Origin of the sequence: Pararhodobacter sp. SW119 (assembly GCF_017811755.1) — a bacterium.
In the GTDB taxonomy this organism is placed as follows: domain Bacteria; phylum Pseudomonadota; class Alphaproteobacteria; order Rhodobacterales; family Rhodobacteraceae; genus Pararhodobacter.
Genome location: NZ_JADDJF010000045.1, coordinates 1 through 23,631 on the forward strand (window position 1 = coordinate 1; position 23,631 = coordinate 23,631).

16 protein-coding genes are annotated in these 23,631 nt (G+C 66.7%); 7 read left to right on the forward strand and 9 right to left on the reverse strand.

Features of this window, described 5'->3' with window-relative positions:
* Positions 1 to 308 precede the first annotated feature (308 nt).
* Positions 309 to 1,133, reverse strand: coding sequence for a sigma factor (locus IM708_RS16955; RefSeq protein WP_245243281.1), 825 nt, complete (start codon positions 1,131 to 1,133; stop codon positions 309 to 311).
* On the opposite strand from IM708_RS16955, the gene IM708_RS16960 reads away from it, so the two are divergent.
* The 3 genes from IM708_RS16960 to IM708_RS16970 all read left to right on the forward strand — a co-directional run bounded on the left by IM708_RS16960 (position 1,132) and on the right by IM708_RS16970 (position 3,051).
* Positions 1,132 to 1,611 carry a hypothetical protein gene (locus tag IM708_RS16960; protein ID WP_209427772.1) on the forward strand — a complete coding sequence of 160 codons (480 nt, stop codon included), beginning with the start codon at positions 1,132 to 1,134 and terminating at the stop codon, positions 1,609 to 1,611. The genes IM708_RS16955 and IM708_RS16960 overlap by 2 nt on opposite strands.
* 110 nt (positions 1,612 to 1,721) lie before the next feature.
* Positions 1,722 to 2,663, forward strand: coding sequence for a hypothetical protein (locus tag IM708_RS16965; RefSeq protein WP_209427773.1), 942 nt, complete (start codon positions 1,722 to 1,724; stop codon positions 2,661 to 2,663).
* Between the two features lie 238 nt (positions 2,664 to 2,901).
* A complete protein-coding gene (locus tag IM708_RS16970) occupies positions 2,902 to 3,051 on the forward strand; it encodes a DUF4376 domain-containing protein (protein ID WP_209427774.1) in 150 nt (49 codons plus the stop codon).
* A gap of 238 nt (positions 3,052 to 3,289) precedes the next feature.
* Here IM708_RS16970 and IM708_RS16975 read toward each other — a convergent pair whose 3' ends face one another.
* A complete protein-coding gene (locus IM708_RS16975) occupies positions 3,290 to 3,763 on the reverse strand; it encodes a hypothetical protein (RefSeq protein ID WP_209427775.1) in 474 nt (157 codons plus the stop codon).
* 87 nt (positions 3,764 to 3,850) lie between these two features.
* Here IM708_RS16975 and IM708_RS16980 point away from each other — a divergent pair, with 87 nt between their 5' ends.
* The gene (locus IM708_RS16980) at positions 3,851 to 4,486 is read left to right on the forward strand and encodes a hypothetical protein (RefSeq protein ID WP_209427776.1); all 636 of its coding nucleotides are present in this window, start codon (positions 3,851 to 3,853) and stop codon (positions 4,484 to 4,486) included.
* A 545-nt stretch (positions 4,487 to 5,031) separates the two neighbouring features.
* Here IM708_RS16980 and IM708_RS16985 read toward each other — a convergent pair.
* Positions 5,032 to 5,505, reverse strand: a complete 474-nt coding sequence (locus tag IM708_RS16985; protein WP_348524991.1) for a sigma-70 family RNA polymerase sigma factor — start codon at positions 5,503 to 5,505, stop codon at positions 5,032 to 5,034.
* 412 nt (positions 5,506 to 5,917) lie between these two features.
* On the opposite strand from IM708_RS16985, the gene IM708_RS16990 reads away from it, so the two are divergent.
* Positions 5,918 to 6,568 (forward strand): hypothetical protein, encoded by a 651-nt coding sequence (locus tag IM708_RS16990; RefSeq protein WP_209427778.1) that lies wholly within the window; start codon positions 5,918 to 5,920, stop codon positions 6,566 to 6,568.
* 149 nt (positions 6,569 to 6,717) lie between these two features.
* The gene (locus tag IM708_RS16995) at positions 6,718 to 6,954 is read left to right on the forward strand and encodes a hypothetical protein (RefSeq protein ID WP_209427779.1); all 237 of its coding nucleotides are present in this window, start codon (positions 6,718 to 6,720) and stop codon (positions 6,952 to 6,954) included.
* A gap of 147 nt (positions 6,955 to 7,101) precedes the next feature.
* Here IM708_RS16995 and treY read toward each other — a convergent pair whose 3' ends face one another.
* From treY to IM708_RS17025, 6 genes are read right to left on the reverse strand one after another with little or no spacing between them, the layout of a single operon-like run.
* On the reverse strand, positions 7,102 to 9,789 hold the full coding sequence (gene treY / locus IM708_RS17000; protein ID WP_209427780.1) for a malto-oligosyltrehalose synthase: 2,688 nt from the start codon (positions 9,787 to 9,789) through the stop codon (positions 7,102 to 7,104).
* Entirely contained in the window at positions 9,786 to 11,615 is a 1,830-nt protein-coding gene (malQ, locus tag IM708_RS17005; protein WP_209427781.1) for a 4-alpha-glucanotransferase, read from the reverse strand. The genes treY and malQ overlap by 4 nt, the downstream gene beginning before the upstream one ends.
* Positions 11,612 to 13,477: a malto-oligosyltrehalose trehalohydrolase gene (treZ, locus tag IM708_RS17010; protein WP_209427782.1), complete on the reverse strand. Its 1,866-nt coding sequence runs from the start codon at positions 13,475 to 13,477 to the stop codon at positions 11,612 to 11,614. Before treZ ends, malQ begins: the two co-directional genes overlap by 4 nt.
* Positions 13,478 to 13,523: 46 nt before the next feature.
* Positions 13,524 to 15,731, reverse strand: a complete 2,208-nt coding sequence (gene glgB / locus IM708_RS17015; RefSeq protein WP_209427783.1) for a 1,4-alpha-glucan branching protein GlgB — start codon at positions 15,729 to 15,731, stop codon at positions 13,524 to 13,526.
* A complete protein-coding gene (gene treS / locus IM708_RS17020) occupies positions 15,728 to 19,069 on the reverse strand; it encodes a maltose alpha-D-glucosyltransferase (protein WP_209427784.1) in 3,342 nt (1,113 codons plus the stop codon). The genes glgB and treS overlap by 4 nt, the downstream gene beginning before the upstream one ends.
* Positions 19,066 to 21,021, reverse strand: coding sequence for a maltotransferase domain-containing protein (locus tag IM708_RS17025; RefSeq protein WP_348524992.1), 1,956 nt, complete (start codon positions 21,019 to 21,021; stop codon positions 19,066 to 19,068). The genes treS and IM708_RS17025 overlap by 4 nt, the downstream gene beginning before the upstream one ends.
* 405 nt (positions 21,022 to 21,426) lie before the next feature.
* Between IM708_RS17025 and glgX the strand changes: the two genes are divergently transcribed.
* The gene (glgX, locus tag IM708_RS17030) at positions 21,427 to 23,481 is read left to right on the forward strand and encodes a glycogen debranching protein GlgX (protein WP_209427786.1); all 2,055 of its coding nucleotides are present in this window, start codon (positions 21,427 to 21,429) and stop codon (positions 23,479 to 23,481) included.
* The last annotated feature ends 150 nt before the right edge of the window (positions 23,482 to 23,631 follow it).

A 23,631-nucleotide genomic window follows, 5' to 3' on the forward strand; every position in this document is an offset into this window, starting at 1 on the left:
TGAAAACACTTGACGCAGCAACCGCATGTAGAGAACCGGACGCCGGCTGATGGACTCGCTTCGCGGAGGATTCACAGTGCGCCTCGAATGCCATAGTCTCGTGCCCAACAACAATCAGAGGCGGGCATGGTTCAGGTTACGGATCATCTCGGCGTCGCCGAGCTTCAGGCGGGCTGGCGGGAGAGCAAGGACGCGACGCTGGCGCGGCATTACCAGGTAATCTGGCTGCTGGCGGAGGGGCGGAGTTGCGCCGAGGTGGCGCGGCTGACCGGCTTCGTGCGGCGCTGGGTTGAAGAACTTGCGGCGCGCTACAACCGCTTCGGACCGTCGAGCCTCGGCGACCGGCGCCGGGGCAACGGCGCGAAGCCGAAGATCCTGACGCCGGAGGTGCTTGCGATGCTGCGCGAGCGGGTGAAGACCCCGCCCGACGACGGCAGGGTGTGGACGGCGAAGAAGGTGGCGGCGGTGATCGCGGCCACGCTCGGCGTGCCGCGGGTCGCCGCGCCTTCATCAGCGCGCCATCGCGTGATGGCCAGTCGCATCCAGTAGGTGGCGTAGATCGGAAAACGATAACCACGTTCGGGATCAAATCGCCTTGTGGAACGCTGCAGACCCATGAACGCCACCTGGAAGACGCCTTCTGGTTCTTCGCCTTCCTCCACGTTCCGCGAGGCAAAGCGCCGCACGTACGGCAGGTGCTCGCGGATAAGGTGCTCGGTGGCGGATTCGGAGATCAGTATTTCGGCTTCCAGCTGACTGGCCTCGGCTTTGCACGCTGGGACCTGTTCCAGTCTGCGGACCAACTCCTTGTGGAATGCCAGAGAGAGATCCAATGCCTCAAGCGCAGCAAGTGCTTCTCTTCGTCGTTTGCCATCCATCACCCGGCCGGTGGTATGCCACGACCTCAGGGCGTTCGCAGCGGCCATTACTTCTGAAGTCTCTGCATGGCCATGGCGCGAGGGAATGATGGTACTCAGGGAGACCAAGCCGGAGTCTTGCGAACCGTCGCGGATGCGTTCCATAAAATCGAGGATCGTTTCGACCGCGATCTCGGAGGCTAGGATGCCCAACTGGAGTACCTGCTTGGCCCGCATCATGGGCTCGAGCAGTTGCAGCTCGTCTGATTTGTCCATGACGAAGCGCTGTGTACCGGGCACCTATCTCCATCACGTCGGTCAACCCAGTCGTTTCTTGGAGAACGGCCCGCCGAAGGCGCTGAAACCTGTCAGCCTGCGCAACATCGAGGCACATCTGCGGCAGTTCCTCGACGCGTCGGTGCAAGGAGGGCGTGCGCCGGAAGAGTTCGCCGCCCTCGCCGACCTCGTGCGCCTCACAACGGTCCGCGAAGGCCTCACACAGCTTTTCCGCCAACATGGTGGACGGGTGCCGACCAGTGCCCAGAATATTTCCGGGACGTGGACGGCAATCGCCAAGTACCACGTCAAGATAGAGCCCGAGGAGCTAGAGGAGCTACGCGGTATCAATAAGCATGTGGCACGGCCGACCATCGGCATGACCGACAAGAACATATCGCGTCTGAACCAGTTCGACACCCACCGAGCCTGGTCCCTGCCCTGTCGACGCGTCTGTAGACCAGTTGCTGGCGCATGAGACGGCGCGACGCGAAACTCTTGATCGTCGCGACCTGCTCGTCAGCGAGCTTCGCAAGCTGCAGCCGGAACCGCATTCGGCCCCAGAACTTGACGCCTTCGAGGCCGAACATGATGCGGCCGACCTCTGGCAGCAAAAAAAAGTTGCTCGGCCACGGCACCCTTACCTGTCCCGAATGCGGCCACCGCTGGCCGGTGGCGGCAGATCAGCTCTCGGACTATGCCCATGTGCAGGAAACCGTTCGACCCGCGATCACCCGGCGCGAGATCGCTGAAAGTCGCGTTCTGATCGGCAACCGCGTCCGCATCGCGGCGATCCGAAGCGAACTCGAGCAGCTTGAGATTCCGGCGGATCGTTCCGCGGAACTGGCTCGGCTTCGCGCTCATGCCGCGGCTGTCGAGGCCCATCAGCACGCACGGGACGCATGGGCGGTCTACAACCGGGATCTGCCCGGCAAACAGGCCCGTCTGTCGGATCTGACCGATGTCCCGGGCCTGCTGATCGCGTCCGAACAAGCCCTCACAACCGCGAGGGATGCCGATTGGTGGCGGCGGGTGGCGCCGCTCGAGACCGAGATGGTGTCTCTCGCCGGGGCCGAGTGCTCCGCGCACAAACTCGAGGCGGCGCTGAACACCAGCCTCGACCATGAACGTCTGCTAGCCGACTTCAGGAATACGCGCGCCGCATTCGACCGGGTCAACAGCGAAATCGAGGAGATAGAAGCCAGGGCGGCGGAGTGCGCGACCGCCCGCGAACGCATCACTGCACTGAAGCTCTCGCTGAAATCGCACTTGCTGCCGTCTCTCAACCGCGTGGCCTCAAGCCTGCTGGCACAAATGACCGGCGGGACCCGGTCCCGGATCGAGATCGACGACGCGTTCGAGATCCTGGTCGACGGCCAGGCACTCGCCACGCTCTCGGGCTCTGGCCACCAACCAGGTCTTCTCGCTCTTCATGGCCGACGAGGTCGATGCCGCCATGGACGAGGATCGGGCCGAGTACACGGCTCAGGCCCTCCGCCGCCTGACTGGTCGCGCAGGTCATCCTGGTAACACAAAAGCGGCCGGAGACGGATTTCGTCGTAGAGCTGACGCGATGATCGCCTGGAAACAGACACAGAGACGCTGGCATTCAGCTCCCACCTGTAGCTATCATCAAGCTTAGTGCCCGCGCGACTTCTTCTTTGGTCTTCTCCGAAAGACACTGAGCAAGCTCTCGCTCGACTGCAGCGTGAACGGCCACGGGCGCCGGAGGCCACGCGGTTTCAAGGCCCGCGCGGCGGCCGTGTCCTTGCGTGAGCGGATACGGCAGCGACGCGACCGCGCGATGAATGCGGGCATCACTGTCGATGGGATCCTGATCCATACCGACGATATCTCGCAGCAGCGCATTCTCGGCGCCGCCCTCGCGGTGATGCGCGACCCCTCGCTGGTTTGGTAGCCGGGCTGATCACCCGGCGTTGTGCAAGCTAACGCGCCCCCCAATACGGCCGCTCCGCCAATTCGCGCATGATGGCGCGGAACTCCGCGTTGCCGTCGACGAGCGCAAGGCGGTGCATCCAGCTGGATTCGAGTTCGGTCAAGCTGGCCTCCCGTCTGTTGATAGCATTTGCTCAAGCGGATGCACCGAATTTAACTCGGGACAGGGGCACTTGGCCGGTCTTCCAGATCCGGGCGCGTTACCGGCGCGACGGCGTCCCGCGCGCCGCCAGGTCGCCCAGCACCGCGCCCATCGCCATCGCCGCCATCGCCAGGACGACCGAACGACCGGACAACGCCAGTTCCCAGCCCGGCGACAGCCGTCGCGGCAGCAGTCCATAGTCGAGAACCCCGGCGGCGGCCCCGAGAAGCGCTCCATCGCGGACCAATTGCCCCGGCGCGTTGTGGTCGGGGTTGCGCAGAGCACCGAAAATCGCGCCCCAGAAGAGACCCGCACCGATGTTGGTTGCGCCGCCGATCGCGGTATGGGCGAGGTCCGCCCGGCCGTCCTTCGCGGCCATTGCGACGCCATCGTCGCCCCAGAGCCAGTGGCTCGACGCATTGACCGGCCCGAGGACCGGCCGTCCCTCGATCTTCGCGAGGAGGGCGATGGCTGCGACGGAGGCGAGGCCAGCGCCCGCACCGCAGAGAAGCGTCTGTTCGAATCGCGTCATGTCGGCTCCAGTTCGGAGGGGGGATGGGCGTTCAGAACGTAACCGGCCCGAGGGCGCATTGGTTCCGCGCGCCGCCAGAGGGGGAACATGACTGCACCCGAGGCGCTGAGCACGCCAGAGCGTCGCCGCGCCGCCTGCGGCCGGGAAAGGGCGACGCGCAGGTTCGGGCGCCAACCCCTGTCGGTGGGGTTGCGCCAGGACCACCGCTACGCGAGTCCCTCGCTCAGGTCGGCGACTTCGGACGGGTCGATCGCGCGGGCGTTTTTTGCCCCAGGCGCTGCGGACGTAGTTCAGCAGGTCGGCAATCACGTCGTCGCGGAGCTTCCAGGAGATGGCCGGCAAGGCCAGCCCGTGCCGCCAACGGCCGGACGGCCGGGCGCGCGCGCCTTCGAGCAGGATCTGGAAAATGGTGGTGGGGGTGTCCCCGCCGGGAACAATTCGCGCCGAATCCGGTTCTTTATAATCGAACGACCAGCCCAGTCGCCAAGCGTGGAACGTGCGGCTGGAAACCTGGAGGCAAAGACTCTCGGCGATGTGTTCCGCGGCTGGCCCGGGCGTAACCGATTTGCCGAACGCAAGATGCTGAAGCCACGCGCGAAGATGAATAGCGGGATTCAGTGGCGCGAAATGGCCCTCGCTTTCGAGCATCTCCGCGAGGAGGGCGAGACCCTTGTCGAGCGGTTGCAGAAGCTGTTGCATGGAACCACCAGATGCGCGGCCTGAATCTGATCCGAAACCGCCTTGCCCGCGTACGAATATTTGTTGGTGCCGAAATCCGAGACCGGTCGCGCACATAGCGGGATGAACCATGGGCCTCGCCGGATCATTTTCGGAACCTATCTGATGGTTTTACGGTACGGTTGCGTACACATGCGTAGCGATGTAAGTGGCGATGATGGCACGAGACCAACATGATAAGCGATCCGGCGATGGTCTCGACCAGCAATTTCGAGAGCTTTTGCGGCTGATCGAGAAGGAACCGATCTCGGACGAGTTGAGGCGGTTGGCGAAGTCCCTGGAAACCGCATTGAAGGATGCGGAGGCGCTTCGGGAACGGGATTAGGCCCTTTCGGATTTCACTTGAATCGGGACCCCGGTCGGCACCAAACGCCCGATCTTCAAGGATGTGTTCGCCGGTCTGCCAGTATTCCCAACAGGCGAAGGTTGGTCAGGTTGCCGAGCGCCCCTTGGCCAACTCCATGACCCTGATTGTCACACCGCCGCGAGAGCGTCCGATGGCCTGGCTCTGAGCCCCGCCTTTTCGCGCGCTAAACTCTGTCTTCGAGCTTCGCCTTGATAATCTTCCGGGCGCGGTTGACCCTGCTCTTCACTGTTCCCATTTCGCAATCCATCTGCCGCGCAACGTCATCGTAGCGCTCTCCCAAAACCACGACCAGAACCAGGGCTTCCCGGTAGTGAACCGGCAGTTCGGCCATCGCCCGTAGCAACTCCTGCCCGCGCAGGTACCATTCCTGCTGACCCTGAATTTCAGGAACGCTCGACACGCAGTCGGCGCGGCCGGTCGTCTCGCGTTGGCGTTTGCCAAGGTTCGTATAGAACCGGTTTCGCATGATGGTAAAAAGCCAAGCGCGCTTGTTGGTGCCAGGCCGATAGGAGGATGCATATTCAATCGCTCTGACCAAGGTTTCCTGCACCAAGTCGTCTGCATCAGCGATGTTTCCGCAAAGAGATCGAGCGTACGCTCTCAGGGCAGGGATATGATCCAGCAGATTGTCGCACACTCTGAATAACCCCCTGGTTCTCTTGTTTTGCCGGGCAGGCATCGTTTCGCAGGGGCCGCAAACGCCGCCGGCTTCACCTTTATTAACGCTTATTGTGATGACGGGTTCCGATCTGAGCGAGGGAGATGGCGAGATCCGGCGCCGTGAACTTCCGTTTTCGGCACAACGTAAAGTACTTGCGCTCCAGGCCAGCAGAACCGGCAGATCACCCCGAAAATGCCGCGCGGTTGGCGACGCAATGATCGCGCAGCGCGGGGCTGCGGCCCTGATGCCCGCCCCCTGCCCTGCCCCGCGAGACACCAGAAGCTCTGCGTCGGTCGGTGGCCACGAAAGCCCAACCTCAACGGGAACAATGCGGGTGGCATTCGGTTGTGCCCGCTCGACAAGCTCGAAACAGAAGGAGGAAGAACTGATGAACTACAAGTTTCTTGCGATCGCCGCGATAACGCTGAGCCTGGGTTCCACCAGCGTCCTGGCCCAGACGACTACTACAGGCGGGACGAGCGCGACGACCGGGGCTGGAGCCGACACGATGAGCGGCATGCACGACAGGATGCCCATGGAGTGGGAAGGCGATATCGCCGACGCGTTCTATACAGACACCGCGATGGGCATGTTGCGCAACGATGAGGAAATGCGCGCAAGATGGGGAGAGCTGGACGAAGATGACCGCGAGACGGTTCGCGACTATTGCGAACGCCTGATGGAGGATGACGCGGTGATGGGTGCCGGCGAGTCCGGCGCGGTCGGGACCACCGGGGCCACCGGCACGACCGGGGCCGCCGGCACCGCTGGCGCGACCGGAACCACCGGCACCGCTGGCGCGACTGGCACCACCGGGACCACTGGCACGACCGGCACCACTGGTACCACAGGCACCACTGGCACCACCGGCACGGCTGGTACAACCGGAACCACTGGAACGGCTGGCGGCACAGGTACGACAACCGGCGCTGCGACCGGAACAGGTGTGGGGGCTGGTGCCGCCGACCCGCTGGCTGCCACCCACACAGCGTCGCTTCGCCAGATCTGCGAAATGGTCGAGGACGACACCAACGACTGATGGGAAGCTTCAGCGTAGGAGGGGCGGGACGAACTCCCGCCCCTTTTTCGTCTGTCAGTTCGCACGCAAGCGCCCGCATCCTTCGGAACCAAGCGGGGTGTGAGCGGTTGCGAAAGGAAGGAGAGCGTGAGACCAAAAGGAGGCACCTCATGGCCAGATGCGAGCAATGCGGCAACGATTACGACAAGGCGTTCGACGTGACGATTGCCGGCGACACCCACACCTTCGACAGCTTCGAATGCGCGATCCAGAAACTGGCGCCACGCTGCGCGCACTGCGATTGCCGGATCATCGGACATGGCGTCGAGCAGGGTCAGGACATCTTCTGCTGCGCGCATTGCGCGGCGAAAAGCGGCGCGACGCTGGTGGCGGATCGGGCGCCCTAAAGGCCGCAGGCGCGGCGATGAAGCGCCGGAAACCGGTGAGCATGCGCCGAGTTCAGGAATGCGCGCATGCGCGCATTTCGATAACTAACTGATCAAGAAACACAAAATCTGTGATATTAACTTTTGCGAAAGGTTTGGCCGCGCACTTTAGGTGCCGATCAGGATCGCCAGCGGCACGGCGCCGAAAAGGCGGGACGCGTCGAGTTTTCCGTGTTCGGAGCGATCCACCAGGTTCAGCCAGGTGCCGGCCGCGCCTGAGGGCAATGTCAGCGGCGTGTCGCGCCAGTCATAGGGATGCCCCCGCGCGGGGTGAAGCGCGGCGGCCACAGCAAGGCGCTTGCCCCGCCATTGCCGAACGAAGCCGATGAACCGTGTCGCCGCTGGCCCCTGCGCGGCGATCGGGCGGTAGGTCCCCTCGGCAAAGAGCGCGGGCCTCTCCCTGCGCAGCGCCAGCAGACCCGCCGTTATCGCGAGCTTCGCCAGTTCACCGGGCATCTCCGAGGTCCAGAGCGGCGCGTCGGGGCCGCGGGCCTTCAGCGCGTCGTCGCGGCGCGCAAAATCGACGGGCCGGCGGTTGTCGGGGTCGACCAGGCTTTGTTCCCACATCTCGGCCCCCTGGTAGATGTCGGGCACGCCGGGCAGGGTGAGCTTGAGGGCGTGCTGGATCAGCGCATTGGCCGTCGCATCCCGCGAAATCCGCCGCGCGAAGTCCCGGAAGGACGGCAGGAAGGCGTTCTGCGGCGATGGCGACAGGGCGCGGTCGATGAAGGCTTCCAGCGCCGCCTCGTAGCGGGGGTCGCCGAAGACCCAGCGCGTGTTGACCCCGGCCTCGCGCGCCGATTTCACCATCGCGGCCGTGACCCGGTCCTTGAGGTCCGCCAGCGCGGCCGCGTCGGGTCCCGCCTCGGGGTCGGCATCGGCCGGCCAAGCGCCCAGAAGCATCTGGTAGAAGAAATACGCCTCGTTCGCGTCGATCGGCGCGTGCGGATCGGTCAGGTGCCGATGCCATTCGCTCACCGCCGCCTGCCAGACCTCGACATGCCCGGCGAGGGCGAGGATCCGGGCGCGCGCATCCTCGCCGCGCTTGGTATCGTGCGTGGAGGAGGCGAGCATCGACAGCGGGCTGCGCTGCAGCCGGGCACGGGCGGCGCGGTGAAAGGCCGGAACCGAGAGGTGGAACTGCCCCGGTTCGCTGCCCACCTCGTTGAGCGCGATCAGGCGCGCGTATCGGTAGAGGGCCTTGTCCTCCAGCCCCTTGGCCATGACCGGGCCGGTGAATTGCTGGATCCGCATCGCGGTATCCAGGATCGCGTCGCGGTCCTGCGGCCGGTCGCCGGCAAGGTCCAGCATCATCACGCCGGCAAGGAAGTCGAAGACGTCGCGCCCCAGTTCGGGCGCCTGTCGCCGGGCGCGGTCCACCGCCGAGGCGATGCGGGTCCGGCCCTGACGCGAAAGGCCCTGCGCATCGGCATAGGTGCGATAGACGTCCAGCGCCGCGACGACGCCCGCCAGCGCCGCCCGCAGCGGCGCGCGGCCGATATCGGCGCTTTTCGGGTCACGCGCGGCGAGATCCAGAAGCCGCGCGGTCAGCGCCTCCAGTTCCGCGGCCATCGGATAGGCCATCACCTCTTGCTTGGCGATCTGGACGACGCGGGCGGGGGGGCGGCGCTGACCGGTGAGGGCGGGATAGATGCGCGTCAGTTCGCGCGCGCCCTGCGGGTCGGCCAGCAGCCCGGCCGCCTGATTGGCGAATTCGTAGCCGGTCGTGCCGTCGCAGGGCCAGTCGGCGGGCAGATCCTCGCCGGGGCCGAGGATCTTTTCGACATAGAGGGGGAAGGGCCGCCCGACATGCGCGCGCAGGCGCCGCAAGTAGGCGGCCGGGTCGAGCAGCCCGTCGATATGGTCGATCCGCAGCCCGTCGACCACGCCCTCGCGCATCAGACGCAGGATCATTTCGTGCGTCGCGCCGAAGACCTCCGGATCCTCCACCCGCACCCCGGCGAGGTCGCTGATGGTGAAGAAGCGGCGGTAGTTGATCGCGTCGCCGTCGAGGGTGAATCGCGACGCCCGCCAGAACTGCCCGGCGATCAGCGTGTCGAGCGCGGCCCAGCTGTCGGCGTCACCCTCGGTTCCGGTGAAGGCGTCGAGCGCGGGCTGAACATCGGCGTCGCTGGCGGCGGCGAGGCGGGATTTCAGCACCGCCCAGCGGGGGTCGGCGGGGTCGTCCTCTGGCGGCGCGCCGTCTGGCAGGATACCGCGGAGGGCCGGGGCCTTGTCCAGGATCAGGGCATAGTCGCGCGGGCAGATCGGCAGGCGGTGCGTCCCATGCGCCCAGACCGCCAGCCCGTCCGCGTCGCGGCGCAGGCGCAATTCGCCATTCGCGAGGGCCACGCCATAGTGACCGCCCAGGAACGGCACCAGCACCTTGCCGGTGGTCGGGTGATGCGCGGGGGCGGGCAGCGTGGCGGTCCAGTCGATGTCGAACCAGTGCGCGAAGGGGCTGGCGGGGCCCCATTCCAGCACGCTCTGCCAGCAAGCATTCTCGCTGCCGCCGATGCCCATGTGGTTGGGCACGATATCGACGATCAGCCCCATGCCGCGGTCGTGCAGCGCCTGGGCCAGCTGCCGCAGGTCTTCCTCGGACCCCAGGGCGGGGTTGAGGCGGTTGAAATCCACCACGTCGTAGCCATGCGTGCTGTCGGCCCGGGCCGCGGTGATCGGCGAGGCGTAGAGATGGCTGATCCCCAGCCGGTCGAGATAGGGCACGAGGGCCAGCGCGTCGGCGAAGCGGAAGTCCGCGTTGAACTGGAGGCGGTAGGTCGCGCGCAGTGTCATCGGGCATCCGCGGGCGGCGGGGGTTTCGGACGCTCGGCGGCGATGGCGGCGACGGTGGCCTGGAAAAGCGGCGCGTTGGGCAGGTCCTCCAGCGTGAGGCCAAGCTTGTGGCGCCAGTTCGGATAGGCGTCGGTGGTGGATGGCAGGTTCACCTGCGCGCGCTCGGCCGTCAGATCCTCCAGCCGCGCGGCAAGAAGCAGCGAGGGCGTGCGCGCCATCAGCCGGTGGGCCGCGACGACCAGCGAATCGGGCGCCGCGCCGGGGCAGGCCTTTGCGGCGCGGGCGTCGCGCATCGGCAGCAGCCCCAGCCGCGCGAGCAGGTCGAGCAGGTCCTGCCGCTCTTGGCTGCGGTCGCGGGCCTGGCCCTGCACTGCCGCTTCGCTCATCAGCCGGTGATGGCCGCGCAGCGCGACATCGTCGCCGCGCCACCAGCCCTGGAAGGTCGGCAGGTCGTGCGTCGACAGGCAGACCAGCGCCTTCTGCGGGTACTCCTCGGGCGGGGTGTAGCCTGACGCGTCGCGCTCGAAGAGCAGGATCCGATAGGAGAGGATGCCGACCTCGGCCATCACCTCGCGAAAGCCCTCGGGGACGTTGCCCAGATCCTCGCCGATGATGATCGCGCGGCGGTCCGTCGATGCCTGCGCCAGCGCCCGGAGCATGTCCTGCAGCGGGTAGCGAGCATAGGTGCCCTGGGCTGCGGTCATGCCTTCGGGGATCAGGAACAACTGCCAGAGTCCCATGACATGGTCGATCCTGAGCGCGCCCGCGCGGCGCGTCGCGAACTCGATCAGGTCGCGGAAGGGTTCGGCCCGGCGCTCGGCCATGGCGACGGGCGACAGGGGGGCAAGGCCCCAGTCCTGGCCATCCTCGTTGAAGAGGTCGGGCGGCGCGCCGACATGGATGCCGGGCACGACGAGATGCCGGTCCGACCAGGTGCCCGAGCCGTCCGGCGCCTCGCCGACGGCGAAGTCGAGATAGAGGCCGATGCGCATGCCCGCCGCGCGACAGGTATCGCGTGCCGCCTGAAGCTGCCGGTCGGCGATCCATTGCAGCCAGAGGTGAAAGTCGATGTCGTCGGCGTGGCTTTCGGCGAAGGATCGCACCCGGGGGCCGTCAATGTCGTGCCAGTCCTCGGGCCAGGTGGTCCAGCCGGCGCCGAACCCGTTCGCCACCATCCGCGCCGAGATCGCCTCGAAAAGCGCGTGACGGTAGAGCGCGGCGCCGCCCTCGGACCGGAACGCCGCCAGGTCCGGGCTGCCGTCGGCGTGCCGCCACAGCGCGCGAAGCGCCGGCAGCTTCAGGCGCGTCACGGCGGCGTAGTCCACCAGCGGGGATGCGCGCGCCGCGGCCAGGTCCTCGGCATCCGGCGGCTCGCCGGCAGGGCCCGGCACCCGGTCGACGGCGACATAGAGCGGGTTGAGGAAGCGGCGGTTCGACGGCGAAAAGGGCGAGCAATGCGCAGGGTTGGCCAGAAAGAGCGCGTGCAGCGGGTTCAGCCCGATGAAATCCGCCCCCGCGGCGCCCGCCAGCCGGGCCAGATCCGCAAGGTCGGCGAAATCGCCGATGCCCCAGTCCCGCGCCGAACGGACCTGGTAGAGCTGCGCTGCGATCCCCCACATGCGCGCCTCGGTATCGGGCAGAAAGCAGGTCGTGTCGCCGGGCGCGCGCAGGCCCAGGTCGACCCCCGGGGCGGGCGCGTCCTCCGCGATGTCCAGCGCCGCGACCAGACGCTCCAGCGTTTCGCGCGGGGGCTTCTGGCGCTGGCCGCCGATCATCATGTTTTCCGACTGGATGCCGAACCTCGCGGCGAGCGCCTCGACCGTCATTCCGCGCCCTCTGCCGCCGCAGTCTCCTCGGCGGCTTCCGCGGCGACTTCCACGGTGGCTTCCGTCTTCGCGGTATCCTTGACGACGCGGACGGTGCAGGGCGGCAGGGTCTGCCCCTCTGGACCGTAAAGGGTGCGGCCCGGCGCGTCGGGCGCGTCCTGCGGATGGTCCGAGAGGTTCGCGCGCAGGCGCAGAACCGCCCCGTCGAGTGTCCAGTCCACCGCGATCAGCCCTTCGTCGGCGGTCAGGATCCGCCCGCCATCCCCCGGCGCGCGTTCCAGATGCGGCGCAATCGCGCGGTGGCGGAGATCCAGCAGCCCGCGCACCATGTCCAGCCAGGCCCGGCCCTCGGCGCTGTCGCGCCGTGCCCAGTCGATCTTCGAGGCCTCGAACGTGGCCGTCGCGTTCGGGTCGGGGATCCGGGCGCGCAGATCCGGGTCGACGAAGGCGCCGAAATTGCTGAATTCCTTGCGCCGGCCTTCGCGGACGGCGTCGGCCAGTTCGCCGTGGAAATCGGTGAAGAAGGCGAAGGGGCGTGTCTCGCCCCATTCCTCGCCCATGAAGATCAGCGGCACATGCGGCGACAGCAGCAGGATCTCGGTTAGCGCCCGCACCATCTCCTCTGACGCAAGCGTCACGAGGCGTTCGCCGAAGGCGCGATTGCCGGTCTGGTCGTGGTTTTGCAGGAAATTCACGAAGGCGAGCGGCGGAAGATGCGCGGACGGCACGCCGCGCGGCTTGTTGCCGGCATGGATCGACACCTCGCCCTGAAAGGCAAAACCCTCGGCCAGGGCGCGGGCGAGTTTCGTCCAGTGGTCCTGCGCAAAATCGGCGTAATAGCCGTCGGCCTCGTGGGTGGCGATGGCGTGGGCGACGTTGTGGAAGTCGTCGTTCCATTCGGCGGTATAGAGCCGCGGCGTGCCATCTTCGTGGCGCTCGTGAAGGCGGGTGATGTTGCGCACGTCCTCGGTCGTCAGGTGGATGGGGGCGTCGGGATGCGCCGCGCGGATCTCGGCGGCGATTTCTTCAAGAATCTCGATCTCGGAGTCCGGGTCGATGACGTAGTCGATAGCGTCCAGTCGCAGGCCGTCGAGATGATATTCCTCGATCCAGTAGTGCGCGTTCTCGATGAAGAAGCGGCGCACGGCCGGCCGGTCATAGGCGATGGCTGCGCCCCAGGGGGTCTGTCGCGCGTCGGTGAAGAACCCCGGGGCATAGGTATGCAGGTAGTTCCCGTCCGGCCCGAAATGGTTGTGGACGACATCCAGCAGCACCATCAGTCCCAGCCCGTGCGCGGTGTCGATCAGCGCCTTCATCTCCTCGGGCGTGCCGTAGCTGGCGTGCGGCGCGTAGGGCAGAACCCCGTCATAGCCCCAGCCCCGGTTGCCGCCGAACTGGGCCACGGGCATCAGTTCGACCGCAGTGATGCCGGTCTCGACCAGATGCGGCAGGCGCTCGGCGGCGGCGGCGAAGGTGCCCTCGGGGGTGAAGGTGCCGACATGGATCTCCAGGATCACGGCGTCTGACCAGGGCCGCCCCTGCCAGTCGTTGCGCCAGCGATAGGCGCGCGGATCGACCAGGCGCGAGGGGCCATGAACGTCACCTGCCTGCGCCCGCGCCGCCGGGTCGGGAACGGCCATGCCGTCGTCCAGCACGAAGGCGTAGTCGTCGCCCGCGCGCGCACCGCCGACGGTGGCGGTGAACCAGCCCTCGGCGTCGCGCTCCATCGGATGGTTGCGGCCGCGCAGGCGCAGCTTGACCTGCGCCTGACCCGGCGCCCAGAGGCGAAAGCGCGTGCCCTGCGGGACCAGTTCGGTCCCCCAGGTCGTCGAAAAGGCGCGTTCGGTTCTGAGGGTGTTCATGGGGAGAAATCCAGATGAGGGTCGATCGGTGCGTCCTGGCCGCGCGTCACGCGGGGGCCAGAACGAGCGTCGACAGCGGCGGCAAGGTCAGCCGGAGCGAGGCGGGGCGGCCGTGCCAGGAGGACTCCTCGGCGTTCAGGCGACCGTGATTGCCGACATTGGAGCCGCCGTAGCATTCGGCGTCGGTGTTGAGAAGTTCCTGCCAGGCACCGGCCCGGGGCGCGCCGATCCGGTAGTCGCTGCGCACCACCGGCGTCAGGTTGCACACCACCAGCACCGGATCGGCCCCGTCGTCGGACTTGCGCAGGTAGACCAGCACGCTCTGCGCCGCGTCGCTGGCGTCGATCCACTCGAAGCCCGTGGGGTCGCAGTCCAGCCGGTGCAGGGCCGGCCGGTCGCGGTAAAGGCGGTTGAGGTCGGCGACCAGGCGCTGCATGCCCCGGTGCATCGGGTCATCGAGCAGGTGCCAGTCGAGCGCCTCGTCGTGGTTCCATTCGCGGTCCTGTGCGAATTCGCAGCCCATGAACAGCAGCTTCTTGCCGGGATGGGTCCACATGAAGCCGTAATAGGCGCGCAGGTTGGCGAATTTCTGCCAGCGGTCGCCGGCCATCTGGCGGATGAGCGAGCCCTTGCCGTGCACGACCTCGTCATGGCTGAGCGGCAGCACGAAATCCTCGGTAAACGCGTAGAGGAGCCCGAAGGTCAGGTCGTGCTGGTGGTGCCGGCGGTGGATCGGGTCGCGCCGGAAATAGCCGAGCGTGTCGTGCATCCAGCCCATGTTCCACTTGAAGGTGAAGCCGAGGCCGCCGTCGGCGGCGGGGCGGCTGACCTTGGGAAAGGCGGTGGACTCCTCGGCGATCATGGCGGCGCCGGGATAATCCTCGCAGACATGGGTGTTGACTTCGCGCAGGAAGACGATCGCCTCCAGGTTCTCGTTGCCGCCGTGCGGGTTGGGCACCCATTCGTCGGGCTTGCGCGAATAGTCGAGATAGAGCATCGAGGCCACGGCATCCACGCGCAGCGCGTCGACATGGTACTTGTCCAGCCAGTAGACGGCGCTGGCATTGAGGAAATTCGCCACCTCGCGGCGGCCGAAATTGTAGATCAGCGTGTTCCAGTCCTGGTGGAAGCCCTGGCGCGGATCGGCGTGTTCGTAAAGCGCGGTGCCGTCGAACTGCGCCAGCCCGTGCGCGTCCGAGGGGAAATGCGCGGGGACCCAGTCGCAGATCACGCCGATGCCCGCCGCGTGCAGCCGGTCCACCATGCGGGCAAAACCCTCGGGCGGGCCGAAGCGGGCGGTGGGCGCGAAAAGCCCGATCGGCTGGTAGCCCCAGGAGCCCGAAAAGGGGTGTTCGGTGATCGGCAGGAACTCCACATGCGTGAAGCCCATTTCGGTGACATAGTCGCACAGCTGTTCGGCCATTGCGTCGTAGTCGAGATAGGTATTGCCGTCGCCGCGCCGCCAGGAGCCCGGATGCACCTCGTAGATCGAGATCGGGGCGTGGCGGTCCTGCCGCGCAGGCCGCGCTTCCATCCAGTCCGCGTCGGTCCAGGCATGGTCCGGCAGCCCGCTGATGACCGAAGCGGTCTCCGGCGGCGCCTCGTGCGCAAAGCCGACGGGATCGGCCTTGAGGGGCAGCCGGTCGCCGTGCGGGCCGATCACCTCGTACTTGTAGATCTCGCCGGCGCTGAGCCCGGGCAGGAACAACTCCCATAGGCCGACGCCATGGCGCCGCCGCATCGGGTGGCGGCGGCCGTCCCAGGCGTTGAACGGGCCGACCACGCTGACCCGGCGCGCGTTCGGCGCCCAGACGGCGAAGGCGACGCCCGCGACATCCTCGTGGATCGTCGGATGCGCGCCCAGCCGGTTGTAGAGTTGGCGATGCCGGCCCTCGCCCAGCAGATGCTCGTCCAGATCGCCCAGAAGGCGCGGGAAGCGGTAGGGATCCTCGATGTCCCATTCGTTCCCGCCCGACCGCAGCCGCAGCTTGTAGGCAAAGCGCTGCTTGCGGCGCGGTATCCGCCCGGCGAAGAAGCCCTCGGGGCTGAGCCGGTCAAGTTCGCAGATGACCTTGACGCCATCCGCGCCGACCACGGCGACCTCGGCGGCCTCGGGCTGGAAGGTCGCGACTTGCAGGGGCTCGCCGTCGCCGCCATGCATGCCGAGGGTGCCGAACGGGTCGCCGTGCTGGCCGCGGATGATCGCCTCGATATCCGAAAGGGCGACATTTGCTGGGATCGTGGCGTTGCTCATCCATCCTCCGGGGTCACGAGGTCAAGAAGCCCGCGCAGGGGGATGCCGACCCATCCCGGCCGGTTGCCCAGGTCGTAGGCGACCTCGTAGACCGCCTTGCGCAGCACGAAGAGGTCGAGCAACCGGCGCAGTGCGTCGTCATCCCCGGGCAGGTTCGGCGCCCCCTCGGCGTGTTCCAGATAGGCGCCAAGAAATGCCTCCGCCGTCGAGCGCCGCCATTCCTCGCCCCGGCGGCGGGCGCTTTCGGCGATGGCGCCTTCGCCCTGCGGATGCAACCGAACCGCCATCAGCGCCGCGTAGTCGAACGAGCGTAGCATGCCGGCGACATCGCGCAGCGGCGAGGATTTCATCCGCCGTTCGGCCAGGGTCCGAGTCGGCTCGCCCTCGAAATCGATGATCGACACGTCGCCCTGCGCCAGCAGAACCTGGCCCAGGTGATAGTCGCCGTGGATGCGCGACAGCATCCCCTGCGGGCGCATCTTCGCCACCGCCCGCCCCCGGTCGAGAAGCGCCTTGCGGCTCGCCAGCACCTGCTCGGCCAGCGCCGCGTCGGCATCGGGCAGGCCGCGCCGCGCCGCCTTCAGGCGCGACAGGACGGCCTCGGTCTCCTCGGCGGTCTCGCGCGCCCAGTCCTTCAGATGCTGCGCGCTCATCGGCTCCAGCGCGAAGGCGGGATCGTCGGTGGGGGTTGCGAAGGCGCGGTGCGACTCCGCCGTGCGCTGGCCCAGAAGCCGGCCGATGTTCAGCGGAAAGCCGAAGCCCTCGCGCTCGTGGTCGGCCTCGGCGTCGATGGAGGACCAGGATTCGTTCGCCGCCAGATCGCTGCGCAGCGCCTGCGTGATGCCGGCCCAGGCATCGCCCTGGTTCGGCACGAACGGAAAGACGGCGGCGATCGTCGTCTCGTCGCCGTCGTCGTCACCGCCCGGCCGCCAGGTGGCCGCGCCGAGGAAATGCGGCGTATGCGGGAACTGCGCGGTCTCGGTCAGGAAGCGCGCGACCTCGACATCGGGCTGCTCTCCGGCGCGCAGGCGGCGGTAGATCTTCATGATCACCTTGCCGCCGAAGCTGACCGAGATGTTGCTCTGCTCGACGCCCAAGTATTGCGGCGGGCCCGGATCGTCCATCTCGCGCAGCCGCTCGCTGGCCTCGAACGCGACGATGCCGTGCTCGCTCTCGAACCGGTCCTCGCGCCGCACGCTTTCCAGAAGCGCGCTCGCCAGCCGCTCGTCGTTGGCGCCGTCGATCAGCGCGCCCATTTCCGGCCCGCGCCGGATCTTGGCCAGCGTGTAGGACAGCTTCGGCGCGCCCGGGCGCAGGTTTTCGGGGCCCCAGCGCAAGGAGATCGGCAGGAAATAGCGCTGTGTCTCGTCGCCCAGATCGACGTCGATGGCGCCGAGGCCGTGCGTGCCGTCGCTCATCTCGCCCAGAAGCGTCATGCTCACCTCGCCGATGGCGCGATCCTTGGCGGCGAACCAGCGCTGCAGCGGCAGCCATTTCGGCAGCACCTCTGCGCGGAACTGCGCCCCTTCGCGCCCCGCCAGGGCCGAGTTCACGCGTCCGTCGCGGCTGGTCAGCGTGATGAATTCGGGCAGCACCTCGGGCAGGGGGTCATGCCAGGACGGCAGGTCCTGCTCGTCGCTCATCGCGAACCAGTAGAAGCCGTAGGCGGGCAAGGTCAGCATGTAGGGCAGGTCGCCGATCGGCGGAAACGGGGACCGGCCGGTCAGTTCCACCGGCACACGCCCCCGGAAGCGCGCCAGGTCCAGTTCCACCGCCTGCGCCGAATCCGACAGGTTCGCCACGCAGAGAAACGCCTCGCCGTCGTGTTCGCGCAGATGCGCGAGGATCTTGCGGTTGCGTGGATAGAGCAGCGTCATGCTGCCGCGCCCGAAGGCCTTGTGGTGCTTGCGCACGGTGATCATTCGCCGCAGCCAGTTCAGCAGCGACGACGGGTTTTCCGACTGCGCCTCGACATTGATCGCCTGGAAGCCGTAGATCGGGTCCATGATGACCGGCAGATACAGCTCCTGCGGATTGGCTCGGCTGAAGCCCGCGTTGCGGTCGGCGGTCCACTGCATCGGCGTCCGCACCCCGTCGCGGTCGCCGAGGTAGTAGTTGTCGCCCATGCCGATCTCGTCACCGTAATACAGGATGGGCGTGCCGGGCATCGACAGGAGCATCGAGTTCAAAAGCTCGATCTTGCGCCGGTCGTTCTTCATCAGCGGCGCAAGCCGGCGGCGGATGCCGAGGTTGATGCGCGCGCGCGCATCCTCGGCGTAGTATTGCCACATGTAGTCGCGTTCGTCCTCCGACACCATTTCCAGCGTCAACTCGTCATGGTTGCGCAGGAAGATGCCCCATTGGCAGTTCTCGGGGATCTCGGGCGTCTGGCGGATGATGTCGGTGATCGGGTGCCGGTCGGCCTGCGCCAGCGCCATGTACATCCGGGGCATCAGCGGGAAATGAAAGCCCATATGGCATTCGTCGCCGTCGCCGAAATAGGGGCGCGTATCCTCGGGCCACTGGTTCGCCTCGGCCAGCAGCATCCGGTCGGAATAGTGGCGGTCCAGTTCGGCGCGGATCTTCTTCAGGACGTCGTGGGTCTCGGGCAGGTTCTCGTTGTTGGTGCCGTCGCGCTCGACCAGATAGGGGATCGCGTCCAGGCGGAGCCCGTCGACGCCCATGTCGAGCCAGTAGCGCATCGTCTTCAGAACCTCGGCCAGAACGCGCGGGTTGTCGAAGTTGAGGTCCGGCTGGTGCGAATAGAAGCGGTGCCAGAAATAGGCCTTGGCGACCGGGTCCCAGGTCCAGTTGGACGTCTCGGTATCGAGGAAGATGATCCGCGTCTCGGGCCATTTCTCGTCGGTATCGGACCAGACATACCAGTCGCGCGCGGCCGAGCCGGGCTTGGCGTGGCGCGCCCGCTGGAACCACGGATGCTGGTCCGAGGTGTGGTTGATGACCAGTTCGGTGATCACCCGCAGGCCGCGGCGATGGGCTTCGGCGACGAAGGCCTTGAAGTCCTTCATCGACCCGTAGGAGGGGTTGATCGAGCGGTAGTCGGCGATGTCGTAGCCGTCGTCGCGCAAGGGCGAGGGATAGAACGGCAGAAGCCAGATCGCCGTGACGCCGAGTTCCTGCACGTAGTCGAGACGCTGCATCAGGCCGGCAAAATCGCCGATGCCGTCGTTGTTGCTGTCCTGGAAGGCCTTGATGTGCAACTGGTAGATGATCGCGTCCTTGTACCAGTCGGCCTGGTCGCGATCGATGCCGCCGCCGGTCTGCGGGCGGCGGACCACGGCGCTTTTCGCCCCGGGATTGCGTTGGAAATGGGTCATGAGCGCGGCACCCCCGGCGCGAAGAGTTGCCAGATCGCGTAGGGGCGCGTGGCGGGGTCAAGGTCCAGCCATTGCATCTTGCCGTGCCAGGTGAAGCGGTTGCCGTGCAGCAGGTCGCGCACCTCGATCGAGGCGTCGTCGGGCAGGCCGAATTCCCACAGCGGCACCTCGAACTGGAAGGTCTGCGTCGCGTGCGGGTCAAGGTTGACGTGGATCAGGATGAAGTCCTGCAGGTCCCGGGTTGCCTTGGCGTAGTAGAGGACGCTGGGGTTGTCGGCCTTGTGGAAGACGATGTTGCCGAAGTCCTGAAGCGCCGGATGTTCGTTGCGCAGCCGGTTCAGCAGGCGGATGTCGTCCTGAATGTTGCCCGGCTGGTCCATGTCCCACGCGCGCAACTCGTACTTTTCGGAGTTGAGGTATTCTTCCTTGCCCGGCACCGGCTCGGCCTCGCAGATCTCGAACCCGTTGTAGATGCCGTAATTGCCCGCCAGCGTCGCCGCCAGCGCCAGCCGCACGCGAAAGCCGGGGCGGCCGCTCGACTGCAGGTAGGTCGGGTTGATGTCGGGCGTGTTGGCGAAGAAGTTCGGCCGCATGTAGTGGCGGCACTCGGTCTGCGTGAGTTCGGTCATGTATTCTTCGATCTCGGTCTTCTCGTTGCGCCAGGTGAAATACGAATAGGACTGGTTGAAGCCGACCTTCCCCAGCCGCTTCATCACCTTCGGGCGGGTGAAGGCCTCGGCCAGGAAGATCGCCTCGGGGTGGCGCGACTGCACGTCGGCGATCATCCATTCCCAGAACGGGAACGGTTTGGTGTGCGGGTTGTCGACGCGGAAGATCGTGACCCCGAGTTCGATCCAGAAAAGCACGATGTCGCGCAACGCATACCACAGATCCGGGATCGCGCCCCGGTAGAAATGGACGTTGACGATGTCCTCGTATTTCTTCGGCGGGTTCTCGGCGAACTTGATCGTGCCGTCGGGCCGCCAGTCGAACCATTCGGGATGCGCCTTGATCCACGGATGATCCGGCGCGCACTGGATGGCGAAATCGAGCGCGATCTCCAGCCCGTGCTCGCGCGCAGCGGTGACCAGGCGATGAAAATCCTCGAAACTGCCCAGTTCGGGGTGGAGTGCGTCATGGCCGCCCTCGTCGGAACCGATGGCGTAGGGGCTGCCGGGGTCGTCCAGCCCGGGGGTCAGGGTGTTGTTCCGGCCCTTGCGGTTGATCCGCCCGATCGGGTGGATCGGCGGAAAGTAGAGCACGTCGAACCCGAGGTCGCGCACATAGCCCAGCCGCGCGATCACGTCATCGAAGGTGCCGTGCCGGCCGACATCGCCCGATTGCGAGCGGGGCATCAGTTCGTACCATGCGCTGAATGCGGCGGTGCGCCGGTCTGCGTAGAGCGGCAGCGTCTTGTAGCGGGTCAGGTTGGTGCGCGGGCCGGCGCGGTCCATCAACTCTGTCACGTCGGGCGAGGTGAACCGCGTCAGGCGCTCGGCATCCGCAACGCCTTCCTGCTGCGCGGCGTGATCGGCTTCCAGCACGGCGCGCAGGGTCTCGCGGTCTTCGGCGCTCGCGCGCCCGCCCTCCTCGATAGCGGCCTCGATCAGGTGGCGCGCCTCCTCCAGTTCCAGTGCGATATTCTGGCCGGCGGCGTGCTTCTTCGCGACGTCCTTGCGCCACGTCTTCAAGAGGTTGCGCCAGGCGATGAAGCTGCACTGGTAGCGCCCGATTTCGGGGAAGGTGACCCACGCCTCCCAGCGGTCGTTACCGATGTGTTCGAGCGGCACCTCGCTCCAGTCACCCGAACCCTGGCGGTAGATGAAGGCCACCTCGATGCTGTCGTGTCCGTCGGAAAACGCGTCCACGGCGATGCGTTCGGGGTGCCCGGCCACGACCTTGGCTGGAAACCGGCCGCCATCGACCTCGATATTGGCGCTCTCGATGGCAATGCGCTGTTCGGCGAGAGAGAGGAGGTCGGGATCGGCAACCGCCGCCGTAGAAAGCTCCGCGCCGGCAGTCCTCTCGCCTGCCTTCGATTCCGTTACGGGCGTGGCTTTCCGCGATTTTGCTGAATTTCTTTCCCGCGCCACTGCGTCCCCTCTCTGTTGTTGGTGATGTCCCAACCGGGAACTTTCGACAATGTTCCCGGGTAGAAGGAACGGCCCCGGTCGAAGGGTGCGCGCGACATCGCATCCGCGGAAGCGTGGTTTCCTGTTTCGCCAAGGCGGGGCGCAGGGACCCGATTGACACTTGTCATGCGGGCTGCACTGTTATGTCCGTCCAAGTCGAAGGTTCTTCATGTCAACCAAAGCCTCGCGGACGCGCCCGCGCCCTTGCCGAAAAAGTGGTGCCTGATGCGTGAGCCCCCCAGCTTCGATCACCACGCCGCGCGCTGGGATACGCTCGGCGCCGAGTTCGACGGCTACGGCACGAATTTCGCGCTGTTCTCGGAAAACGCGACCTCGGTCGAGCTTTGCCTGTTCGACGAGACCGGCACGACCGAAACGCATCGCATGGAACTGCCCGAGATGGAGGGCGGGATCTGGTATGGCCACCTGCCGGGGATCGCGCCGGGGCAGGTCTATGCCTACCGCGTCCACGGCCCCTACGCGCCCGAGGAGGGGCATCGCTTCAACCCGCACAAGTTGCTGCTCGACCCCTATGCGCGCGAGTTGCGCGGGCGGTTGCAGTGGGACGACGCGCTTTTCGGCTACCCGGTCGGCACGAACGATCTGCAATTCGACAAGCGCGATTCGGCGCCTTTCATGCCCAAGGCGGTCGTGGTGGATCCGCGGTTCGACTGGGACGCCGACACCGCCCTTCGACATCCGTGGTCCGACACGGTCATCTACGAGGCGCATGTCAAGGGACTGACCATCCGACACCCTGATGTCCCGGAGGAGGATCGCGGCACGTTCCAAGGCCTCGCCTCGGACGCGGTGATCCAGCACCTGCAGCGCCTGGGCGTGACGACGATCGAACTGCTGCCGATCCACGGCTTCATCAACGACCGGCACCTGCTGGAAACGGGGCTGTCGAACTACTGGGGCTACAACTCGCTCGCCTTCTTCGCGCCGCACCGGCCCTACCTCAAGACCGGCGCCATGCACGAGGCCAAGCGCGCCATCCGCCGGCTGCACCGGGCCGGGATCGAAGTGATCCTCGACGTCGTCTACAACCACACCGCCGAAGGCAGCGAACTGGGCCCGACGCTGTCGTTCCGCGGCATCGACAACGCCGCCTACTACCTCCTCTCGCCGGAGAATCCGCGCCATTGCCACGACACCACGGGCACCGGCAACACGCTGAACGTGGCGCATCCGATGGTGCTACGCATGGTTCTGGACAGCCTGCGTTACTGGGTGCAGGTCATGCACGTGGACGGTTTCCGCTTCGACCTGGCTTCGACCCTGGGGCGCGAGGCGCTGGGCTTCGAGCGCGAGGGCGCCTTCTTCACCGGCATTCGGCAGGACCCGGTCCTGTCCAAGGTACGGCTGATCGCCGAGCCCTGGGACATCGGCGAGGGCGGCTACCAGGTGGGCGGCTTTCCCTGGCCCTTCCGGGAATGGAACGACAAGTACCGTGACGACCTGCGCAGCTACTGGCGGCGCGATCCGGGGCGGGTCAGCGATGTCGCACAGCGGTTGAGCGGCTCGCCGGTTCAGTTCAACCACTCGCACCGGCCGGCCACGTCGAGCATCAACTTCCTTGCCGCGCATGACGGCTTCACGCTGTGGGACACGCTCTCCTACAACGACAAGCACAACGACGCGAATGGCGAGGACGGGCGCGACGGCCACGGTCACAACCTGTCGGACAACATGGGCGTGGAGGGCGAGACCGACGACCCCGCGGTGATCGAGTCCCGCAAGCGCCGCGCGCGGGCGATGTTGGCGAGCCTCTTTCTGTCGCAGGGCATCCCGATGCTGCTGGCGGGCGACGAGTTCGGCCAGACCCAGCAGGGCAACAACAACGCCTATTGCCAGGACAACGAGACCGCCTGGCTGGATTGGGAAGGCGCGCAGCCCGACCTGATCGACGCCGTGGCGGAACTGAGCGCGTTTCGGCGTGCGAGCGTCGCGCTGCGCCAGCGGCGTTTCGCGACCGGCCCGGAGGAAAACAAGGACCGCACCCCGGTCGTGCGCTGGTATCACCCGCAGGGCCGTGCGATGGGCGACGAGGATTGGGGCGATGCGGGGCTTGCCTGCTTCGGCATGGAGATCGTCCCGCCCGGGGGCGAGGCGGCGGTGCTGGTGATCCTGAACGCGGGCGACGACTGCGCCTTCGAGTTGCCCGAGGGGGACTGGACGCGCTGCATCGACACCTCGGGCGAGCGTATCGCCTGCGACGACACGGTCGCGGGCGAGTTGGAGATCGGCTGGCAGAGCGTGGTCGCGCTGCGGCGCTAGACGGCACGGCGCCGGCAGAAGTGCTCACGCGTGAGCAGGTTCGCAAGGCGTTGAAAAGGCGTGAGTATTTCCAGAAATTAACCGCAATGAAACTTTCTGGCGGGGGCCGGAGACGGCGGGCGGGCGCCGGCGCGCCGAAAGTTTCAATGC